General features: G+C 69.8%; 7 protein-coding genes. 6 read left to right on the top strand and 1 reads right to left on the bottom strand.

Annotated elements, in window-relative coordinates; genetic code table 11:
• Positions 1-800: DUF222 domain-containing protein (locus VIM26_RS02130; RefSeq protein WP_331948669.1), on the bottom strand; the 800-nt coding region annotated here is incomplete at its 3' end.
• A gap of 1077 nt (positions 801-1877) precedes the next feature.
• Here VIM26_RS02130 and VIM26_RS02125 point away from each other — a divergent pair.
• The 6 genes from VIM26_RS02125 to VIM26_RS02100 all read left to right on the top strand — a co-directional run bounded on the left by VIM26_RS02125 (position 1878) and on the right by VIM26_RS02100 (position 9432).
• Positions 1878-3407: a hypothetical protein gene (locus VIM26_RS02125; RefSeq protein ID WP_331948668.1), complete on the top strand. Its 1530-nt coding sequence runs from the start codon at positions 1878-1880 to the stop codon at positions 3405-3407.
• A gap of 232 nt (positions 3408-3639) precedes the next feature.
• On the top strand, positions 3640-6363 hold the full coding sequence (gene adhE, locus VIM26_RS02120; protein WP_331948667.1) for a bifunctional acetaldehyde-CoA/alcohol dehydrogenase: 2724 nt from the start codon (positions 3640-3642) through the stop codon (positions 6361-6363).
• 106 nt (positions 6364-6469) lie between these two features.
• Entirely contained in the window at positions 6470-6922 is a 453-nt protein-coding gene (locus tag VIM26_RS02115) for a hypothetical protein (RefSeq protein WP_331948666.1), read from the top strand.
• A gap of 127 nt (positions 6923-7049) precedes the next feature.
• Complete coding sequence (locus VIM26_RS02110) at positions 7050-7178, top strand: molybdopterin oxidoreductase (protein ID WP_331948665.1); 129 nt, start codon at positions 7050-7052, stop codon at positions 7176-7178.
• A gap of 88 nt (positions 7179-7266) precedes the next feature.
• Positions 7267-8529: a pyridoxal phosphate-dependent aminotransferase gene (locus VIM26_RS02105; RefSeq protein ID WP_331948664.1), complete on the top strand. Its 1263-nt coding sequence runs from the start codon at positions 7267-7269 to the stop codon at positions 8527-8529.
• A gap of 246 nt (positions 8530-8775) precedes the next feature.
• Positions 8776-9432: a response regulator transcription factor gene (locus VIM26_RS02100; protein WP_331948663.1), complete on the top strand. Its 657-nt coding sequence runs from the start codon at positions 8776-8778 to the stop codon at positions 9430-9432.
• The last annotated feature ends 27 nt before the right edge of the window (positions 9433-9459 follow it).

The following is a 9459-nucleotide window of genomic DNA, read 5'->3' as shown; positions in this document are numbered from 1 at the left end:
ACCCAGGTCTCCTCGGTCAGGATCAACGTGACCTGAGGCGGGACGTGCGCGTCGGGCTTGTACCGCCCGGACTCCAACGCCTGGGTCGCGAGGGTGTCCAACGCGTCGGCCGTGCGCTGCCGGAAGTCGCGGTCGTCGTCGGCGGCGGGCTTGGCAGTGACGGCTTCCAGCGCGAGCTGCAGGCGGTGCCCGGCGGAGTTGTCGAGCTGGCCCTTGATCATGGTGCCCCGGGCGGTCGGGGTCAGGGTCAGGAACCGGTTCATGCGCTGGCGCTGGTGGTCCTGCTCGAGGCCGGCCGGGTCCTGCTGCGCGGCCCACCGGTCCGCCGTCGTCTCGAACGCGCCGGCGTCCATCGTCTCGGCGAGGCCCAGCAGGTGGGCCTGGCCCTCCGGCGACCGGGCCGCCTCGCGCACAGTCGGGCTCGACGACGAGGACGCGATCCGCCCGATCGCCTTGGCGTGGTCCAGCCCGATCCGGCCCTCGATGACCGCGGTCGTCGCTTCGGGCACCGCACCGAGCTCAGTGGCCTGGCGGACCTGCGCCCGCGCCACCCGCTTGCCGGTGCGCGACGTGCGCCCGCGCCACTGCTCGAACGACCCGTCGCCGGACCCCACCCACGCCTGGGAGTCCCGCTCCGCGACCAGGACCGTGGCGCGCACCGTGGTCAGCACGTCGATCGACCGGTCCAGGAACGTCAGCACCGCGCGCCGCTCCGCCGTCGCCCACGACGCCGCCTCACCCGCCACCGCCGCGAACAGACCCATCGTCTCGGCCACCGCAGCCGCCCGCGCAAGACCCACCGAACACTCCCCGGCAGGCGCATCGGGGACGTTGTCGGACGTGCCCGCTACCGTCGGCGAAGCGATCAGCGAGGCGCACAGAGCGGCGTCAGCACCGGCATCCAGATCCATCACTCGCCACCCCCTGCGGCCTAAAACTCGAACTCTTGTTCTAAAGATATCCCGTCAAACCGGACAAAGCAAGGGTTTCAGCGAACTGTTTTCAACGGGTTTTCGCCAGCCCACGAGCCCGAGCGAGGCTCTTCACGGGCCAGCCAGCGGATCTCGATGACGTGCTAACGCGGCGCCCAGCGACACCAGCGCCGACGCTCCGTCCACGGTCATCGGTTCGCAAATCTCACGCGAGGTCCAACCGCATGATCGAACGCTCGGGTGATCTTCGAACCATCTCCCGAAACTCGGCCGAGGCGAACGACGACGCATACCCCGTGCGCGTGGCGCTCGGTGAGACGCCACCGTCCAGGGGAAATGCCTCGACGACGGGCGCGCCGACCGATCGAGCGTGTGCGATGGCGGCCCGAATCAGGAGTCTGGACACGCCCTGGCGGTGGAGCCATGCACCAACAGCGACCGGCCGGGCGCCCCTCGTCGAGCAGATCGACGAACGCGGGCCATGATCGGGACGTCAGAGGTTCGATCACGATCTCGTCGGACGAGACTCTCACCGGACCACTCTCGCAACCGAGGGCAGTGCCGGCAATCCCCGTGGTGACGACCAGCGATCGCGAGCGCTCGACCGCCCCGCACGAGCTGGTCGCCACGCACGAACGGGTCGACCTGCACGAGCCGGTCGGCCTCCACGCCGGTCGGCCTCCACGCCGGTCGGCTTCCACACTGGCCGGCCTCCGCGCGCCGGCCCCTCGGCGGGTGAAATACCACCCCAACCCCCGAATCCGAGCACGCAGTAACGGCTCGATAACACGCGGCAACCGAAAATTCCCCTGCGGCCGACCAACCAGGGTCGGCGCACTTACCTCGGCAGGCCGCCGAAGTTCTGTCGGGTCGCAGGCAGGCCGCGCACGGTCGCCACGCAGCAACCGCGCGCCGCCTCGCCGTCGGCCGGTGAAGGGGTGCGAGATGGGCATTGACGCAACGGAGCGTCCGGCCACGCGGCGGCGATCGTCGCTGTGGGTGATTCTCGCCCTCGCGCTCGGCGGCTTCACGCTGCTCGGCGCACCGGCGAGCTACGCCACGACCCAGACTTCCGGCCCGGCCACCTCGCTCGCCGTCTGGGCGCCGTCGACCGTCACGGCCGGAGTCCCTTTCAGCGTGAAGGTCACCGCGAAGGACTCCTACGGGCACGCCGCGACGTCGTACCGCGACACCGTCGCGTTCACCAGCAGCGACCCGAACAAGCCACTGCTGCCGGCCGCCTACACGTTCACGAGTGCCGATGCGGGCTTCCACACGTTCGCCGGCGTCATCCTGCGCGTCGCCGGAACCCAGACCCGCACGATCACGGCGCTCGACACGCACACCGCGTCGATCAAGGGGAAGACAGGTCCGATCAGGGTCGTCCCGTGCCCGCCGTTCGGCTGCGCAGCGTACGGGTGGGGCCAGAACGTCTGGGGCCAGGTGGGCGACGGCACCACGACGGACCGATCACTGCCCGCGCGGATCGGCGACGACGCGCACTGGGCCTCGGTCGCCGCCGGCGACATCCACACGCTGGCGATCAAGACCACCGGAACGCTCTGGGCGTGGGGCTACAACGGGTCGGGCCAGCTGGGCGACGGCACGACGACGAGCCGGTCCACGCCGGCGCAGGTGGGCACCGGCACCCACTGGGCCGCGGTGGCCGCGGGCTTTCACTCGGTCGCCCTCAAGACCGACGGCACGCTCTGGGCCTGGGGGCCCAACGACGACGGCGAGCTGGGCGACGGCACGACCACGGACCGGTCGACGCCGGTGCAGGTGGGCACAGGCAACCACTGGGCGTCGGTCGCCGCCGGCTACCTGCACACCGCGGCGATCAAGACCGACGGCACGCTCTGGACGTGGGGCTTCAACGGGTCCGGACAGCTCGGCGACGGCACGACCACTATCCGGTCCACGCCGGTGCGGGTGGGCGTCGACACGCACTGGGCCAAGGTCGAGGCCGGCCAGTACCACACGGTCGCCATCAAGACCGATGGCACCCTGTGGGCGTGGGGCAACAACGAATTCGGCCAGCTCGGCGACGGCACGACGACCGGCCACCCGCGGCCGACGCGGGTGGGCACCGGCACCCACTGGGCCTCGGTGACCGCGGGCGGCTTCCACACCTCAGCGATCAAGACCGACCACACCCTGTGGTCCTGGGGCGAGAACATCTTCGGCGAGCTCGGCGACGGCACGACCACCGACCGTCACGCGCCCGTGCGGGTCGGCACCGGCACCCACTGGGCCTCGGTGGCTGCGGGCTACTTCCACACCGCGGCGGTCAAGACCACCGGCACGCTCTGGACCTGGGGCGACAACGAGAACGGCCAGCTCGGCAACGGCGCCGGCCTCGACTACTCCGCTCCGCCGCCTGCCCCGGTGCTGGCACCGGCGCAGGTGGGCATCGGCGTGCGCTGGGCGTCGGTATCGGCCGGTTTCGGTCACACGATCGGCCTCGGCCGGTGAAGGCGCCCGGCACGTCCTGACCCGCGCCGACTCCGCGCCGGCTCGCCGTCGGCGCCGCGCATCCCCTCGGCGACTCCCCAGCCCGCCGGCGCTTCCGCACGCACGCTTTGCTCATGCGAAGAAGCCTTTAGGACTTTCGACACGCACGGTCCCAACCCGAGCCTCTTAGCATTGAGGACGAGGTCGAGGGAGATCTCATCCCCACCCATCAACGACTGACTGGGAGTACCTCGTGACTGACACGCCCGAGATCGACGCACTCGTCGCCGGCGCAACAAAAGCGCTCGCCGCCTACGCGACGTTCACGCAGGCTGATATCGACCACATCGTCAAGAAGGCAGCCGTAGCGGCGCTGGACAAGCACGGTGTGCTGGCCGACCTTGCCGTGCAGGAAACCGGTCGCGGCGTCTTCGAGGACAAGGCCGTGAAGAACATCTTCGCGTGCGAGCACGTCACCCACTCGATGGCCGACCTCAAGACCGTCGGCATCATCAGCCGCGACGACCTGACCGGGATCATCGAGATCGCCGAGCCCGTCGGCGTCATCTGCGGCGTCACCCCGGTGACCAACGCGACCTCGACCGCCATCTTCAAGTCCCTGATTGCGCTCAAGACCCGCAACCCGATCATCTTCGGCTTCCACCCCGCGGCCCAGAAGTGCTCCGTCGCCGCGGCGATGGTCGTGCGCGACGCGGCCATCGCGGCCGGCGCGCCCGAGGACTGCATCCAGTGGATCGAGAAGCCCTCCCTCGAGGCGACCAACGCCCTGATGAACCACCCCGGCGTCTCCCTGATCCTCGCCACCGGCGGCAACGCGATGGTTCGCGCGGCCTACTCGTGCGGCAAGCCCGCGCTCGGCGTCGGGGCCGGCAATGTGCCGTCCTACATCGAGAAGACCGCCAAGCTGAAGCGCGCCGTGAACGACGTCGTGCTTTCCAAGGCATTCGACAACGGCATGATCTGCGCCTCGGAGCAGGCCGTCATCCTCGATGACGAGATCTATGACGCCGCGATGGCCGAGTTCGCCATCCTGCACGCCTACCGGGTGAACAAGAAGGAAAAGGCGCTGCTCGAGAAGTTCGTCTTCGGCGTCGCCGCGAATGACAAGAACTGCGCCGGCGCAAAGCTGAACGCGTCCGTCGTCGGCAAGAGCCCGGTGTGGATCGCGGAGCAGGCCGGCTTCAAGGTCCCCGCAGACACCTCGATCATCATGGTCGAGGTCGCCGAGGTCGGACCGGTCGAGCCCATGACCCGCGAGAAGCTCACCCCCGTGCTCGCCGTCCTGCGTGCCACGTCGACCGAGCAGGGCATCCAGCTCGCCGAGCAGATGGTGGAGTTCGACGGCCTGGGACACAGCGCCGCGATCCACACCCGCAACGACGCGCTCGCCGAGGAGTTCGGCACCCGCGTCAAGGCGATCCGGATCATCCGCGACGCGCCGTCGTCCCTCGGCGGCATCGGCGACATCTACAACTCGTTCATCCCCTCGCTGACGCTGGGCTGTGGCTCGTACGGCCACAACTCGGTCTCGAACAACGTCTCGGCGATCAACCTCGTCAACATCAAGCGCATCGGCCGGAGGAACAACAACTTGCAGTGGTTCAAGGTTCCGGCAAAGACCTACTTCGAGCCCAACGCGATCCGTTACCTCGCCGACATGGAGAACGTGACCCGGGTCACGATCGTGACCGACACGACGATGACGCGCCTCGGCTTCGTGGACAAGGTCCTCGACGTCCTGGCCCGCCGCGCGGACAAGGTGTCCCTGCAGATCATCGACAACGTCGAGCCCGAGCCGAGCGTCAACACGGTCAAGAAGGGCGCCGCGCAGATGCGCGCCTTCAAGCCCGACACGATCATCGCGCTGGGCGGTGGCTCGCCGATGGACGCCGCCAAGATCATGTGGCTGCTGTACGAGCACCCCGAGATCAACTTCTCGGACCTCAAGCAGAAGTTCTTCGACGTGCGCAAGCGCGCGTTCCGCTTCCCGACCCTGGGCGCGCTGGCCAGCCTGGTCTGCATCCCGACGACGTCGGGCACGGGCGCGGAGGTGACGCCGTTCGCGGTGATCACCGACACCGAGACCGGTCACAAGTACCCGCTCGCCGACTACGCGCTCACGCCGACCGTGGCGATCATCGACCCGGTCCTGACCGCGATGATGCCCAAGTCCCTCGCGGCCGACTCCGGCTTCGACGCCCTGACGCACGCGACCGAGGCCTACGTGTCGGTCTACGCGAACGACTTCACCGATGGCATGGCGCTGCAGTCGATCCGTCTGATCTTCGACAACCTCGCGATGAGCGTCAACGGCGAGCCGGGCCACCCGGACACCGCCGATGCGCGGGAGAAGATGCACAACGCCGGCACGATCGCGGGCATGGCCTTCGGGAACGCGTTCCTCGGGATCGTGCACGCGATGGCGCACACGCTGGGCTCGACCTTCAAGCTCGTGCACGGGCGCACCAACGCGGTGCTGCTGCCCCACGTGGTCCGCTACAACGGCTCCATCCCGACCAAGCTCACCAGCTGGCCGAAGTACGAGAACTACGTCGCCCCCGAGCGGTTCCAGGCCATCGCGGCCATGCTCGGGCTCCCGGCCGCGACCCCTGCCGAGGGCGTGGAGTCCTACGCCGTCGCGCTCGAGGCACTGCGCTCGAAGGTCGGCATCCCCGCGTCCTTCGCCGCGTGGGGCGTTGACGAGGCCGAGTTCATCGGTCGCCTCGACGAGGTCGCCATGGGTTCGTACGAGGACCAGTGCGCACCGGCCAACCCGCGGATGCCGATGCGCGCCGACATGAAGGACATCATGACGGCGGCGTACTACGGCACCTCGCTCGAGGAGGTCCGCAGCCGCCACATCCAGCGCGACGCCGAGCCGGAGGCCCCGGCCGAGTCCGCCACCGACGAGGTCGCCCCCTCGGGTGACGCCGCGGAGGTAGTCGCAACCGCCTGACCAGCCCCACCGCTCGATCCGGTGCCCTGCTCGCAGTCCTGCGAGCGGGGCACCGGCGCGTAGGAGGGCACAATGGACGTTTCGACGATCGTGAAGGAGCTCTCTCTTGCGCATCATCCGCGTTACTGCAATCACCGCCGCCGTCGGCACCGCCCTGGCTCTCGCCCTGGGGGGCTGTGCACAGATCAACGACGTCAAGCATTCGGTGTCCTCCGCGGTCAGCGACGCCAAGACGAGCGCCGACCAGGCGCGCAGTGCGATCGACGACGCGCGTGCCCAGCTCAACTCCCTCTCGCCGGACGATCGGGCCAAGGTCGAGGACGCCATCGGCTCCTCGACGACGGCGATCAAGGACGCGACGGCTGCCCTCGACAAGGCGTCCAAGGACGCCGGCGCAGCCAAGAGCTCGGTCACTGACGCCGAGAAGTCCCTCGCGGACGCGAAGACCAAGCTCGATGCCGCTTCCGCCCAGGTCGGCGGCGCCTCGAAGCCCGCGCTCGACGCGCTCTCGACCAAGATCGACGAGCTGAGCAAGCAGCTCAAGTCCACCCAGAGCTGACCCACCCGAGGTCCGTCCGGGCTGCCTCACCCGTTCGGATGGACCTCGATGGGCCAGTCGGTGGAACGGGAGAAAAATTCACCCCTAGAACCTTGTCATGGGTGCGGTTTGCGCCGATCACTCATCTATGACCATCCACACGGCCCGACAGACCCACCGGCGGATCTCCCCGCCCGAGTGGTGGACCGTCGCGGCGTGGGCGTCGCTGGGCCTGCTCGTCATCTCCGGCCTCGCCGGCGCGGTCGGCCTCGGCTGAGCGACCCGGTCGCCCTCGGTCCGCTCGCCCCGAGCGCAAGGCCAGCAGGTCCCGGCGAACCGGCCGGCTCAATAAGTATCCTCACCTGATGACTCGCGCGACTGCCCCCATCTCCCCGCTCGGACCGCGGCGCGAGGTTCCCGGCCGATGGCACGACGTCGTGCGGGCGACCGGGCTGCTGGCGGCCGACGGCTCGACCCGGCCCACGATATTCGCCGAGATGTCCGCCCTCGCCGCTCGCACCGGAGCGATCAACCTCGGCCAGGGGTTCCCGGACGTCGACGGACCGGAGTCCGTGAAGCGGGCCGCGATCGAGGCCATCGAGGCGGGCCACAACCAGTACCCGCCGGGTGCGGGAATTCTTGCGCTGCGCCAGGCCGTCGCCGCCCACCAGCACCGCCGGTACGGCCTCGAGGTCGATCCGGAGACCGAGGTGCTCATCACAACCGGCGCGACCGAGGCCCTCGCGGCGGCCGTCCTCGCGCTCGCCGGGCCCGGGGACGAGGTCCTGACGCTCGAGCCGTACTACGACTCGTATGCCGCGGTGATCGCGCTGGCCGGCGCGAGGCACACCACGGCACCGCTCGTCGCAGGCCCGGGCGGCTTCCGCCTCGACGTGGCCGCGCTGCGCGCCGCCTTCACCGACGCCACCCGGATCGTCCTGCTGAACACGCCGCACAACCCGACCGGGGCGGTGCTCACGCGCGCCGAGCTGGACCTGGTGGCGAGCCTCGCCGTCAAGCACGACGCGATCGTGCTCACCGACGAGGTCTACGAGCACCTCGTGTACGACGACGCGGTGCACATCCCGTTCGCGACGCTGCCCGGGATGGCGGGCCGGACGCTCACCGTCTCGTCGTCGGGCAAGACCTTCTCGTTCACCGGCTGGAAGATCGGCTGGGTGAGCGGGCCGGCGCCGCTCGTGGAGGCCGTGCGGACCGTCAAGCAGTTCCTCACGTACGTCTCCGGCGCCCCCTTCCAGCCGGCGATCGCGACCGCCCTGACCGACGACGGCGCGACCGCCTGGGTGCACGACCTTGCGATCTCGCTCGGTCGCCGCCGGGACCTGCTCTGCGCGGGCCTCGAGCAGGCCGGATTCGCCGTGGTACGCCCCCAGGGGACCTACTTCGTGGTGGCCGACGGCGCCGGGCTGGGCTTCGACGACGGCGCCGAGCTGTGCCGGCGCCTGCCCGAGCTCGCGGGGGTCGTGGCGGTACCCGTGAGCGCGTTCACCCGCGCGGGCTCGGCGGCCGACGACGCGCTGGCGTCATCGGTGCGTTTCACGTTCGTCAAGCAGGAGTCCGTGCTGCGCGAGGCCGTCGAGCGGCTTGCCGCGCTCAAGGGTCACTGACCGCGGCTCAGCACCCCGAGCCGATGCCTCGCCGCCTGCATTATCGCTGGTGGCGACGATTTCACCCCAAAACACCGCAAACCCACCGGCCAGATTCACCTATCGTAGAAACGACGGGCCAGGGTGCAGCGCGACGCGCGGAAACCCCCGGTCGTGTCGTTGCCGTCGGTGTGTCCCTTTGCCATGAAGCGCGCCTCGGCTCTGTTTCTTCGGGGCTGAAGTTACCGATCCTTGGGGGGTAGCACGGTGCATGACATCGAGGCCGGCGACCGGCTCCGAGTCGTCGTGGGGGAAACTTCGCCCCGGCCCGAGGCGCTCGTCGGCGGTCCGCAGCTGGCGGCGGCCGGGGTCGACGTGGTCGCCCGAGCCAGCCGCTATTCCGACCTCGCGCTCGCGATTCGCGGCGGCTCGCCCGACGTCGTCGTGCTCGCCGCGGGTCTCTGCGCCGTCGACGGCGAGATCCCCGAGGCACTCCGGGGCGCGTTTCCCCTCGTTCCGGTGGTCGTGGTGACTGCCGCCTACAACGACGACGAACTGCTCCGCATGCTGCGCGGGGGCGTGCTGGGCTACCTGAGGCACGACATGGCGCCGGACAGCATGGCGCGGGCCCTGTTCGGCATCCTCGCTGGAGAGCCGGCCATTCCGCGCGCCCTCGTGGCCCGGGTACTGGACGAGCTGAGACGGCTCGCACCGGCGCGCTCCCGCCTCGCCCTGCCGCAGGCGCACCTGACGGAGCGCGAGTGGGACGTGCTGGAGCTCCTCGTCCAGGGCCTGCACACGAACATCATCGCCCAGCGCCTGTTCATCTCCCCGGTCACTGTGCGATCACACGTCGCCGCGGTGATGCGCAAGCTCGGGGTGCGCAGCCGCGCCGCAGCGATCAGTCACGTGCTGCGGGCGTGACGCTCCGCGGCGTTGAGGAATCTCAAC

The organism is Pengzhenrongella sp. (assembly GCF_036565025.1).
Lineage (GTDB): Bacteria > Actinomycetota > Actinomycetes > Actinomycetales > Cellulomonadaceae > Pengzhenrongella.
Note: the sequence above shows the minus strand (reverse complement) of the source record. Positions and strands in the feature narration are given on the sequence as shown.

Coding starts and splice junctions, on each gene's coding strand:
- VIM26_RS02125 (WP_331948668.1), top strand. CDS start 1,878: ATGGGCATTGACGCAACGGAGCGTCCGGCCACGCGGCGGCGATCGTCG.
- VIM26_RS02110 (WP_331948665.1), top strand. CDS start 7,050: ATGACCATCCACACGGCCCGACAGACCCACCGGCGGATCTCCCCGCCC.
- VIM26_RS02105 (WP_331948664.1), top strand. CDS start 7,267: ATGACTCGCGCGACTGCCCCCATCTCCCCGCTCGGACCGCGGCGCGAG.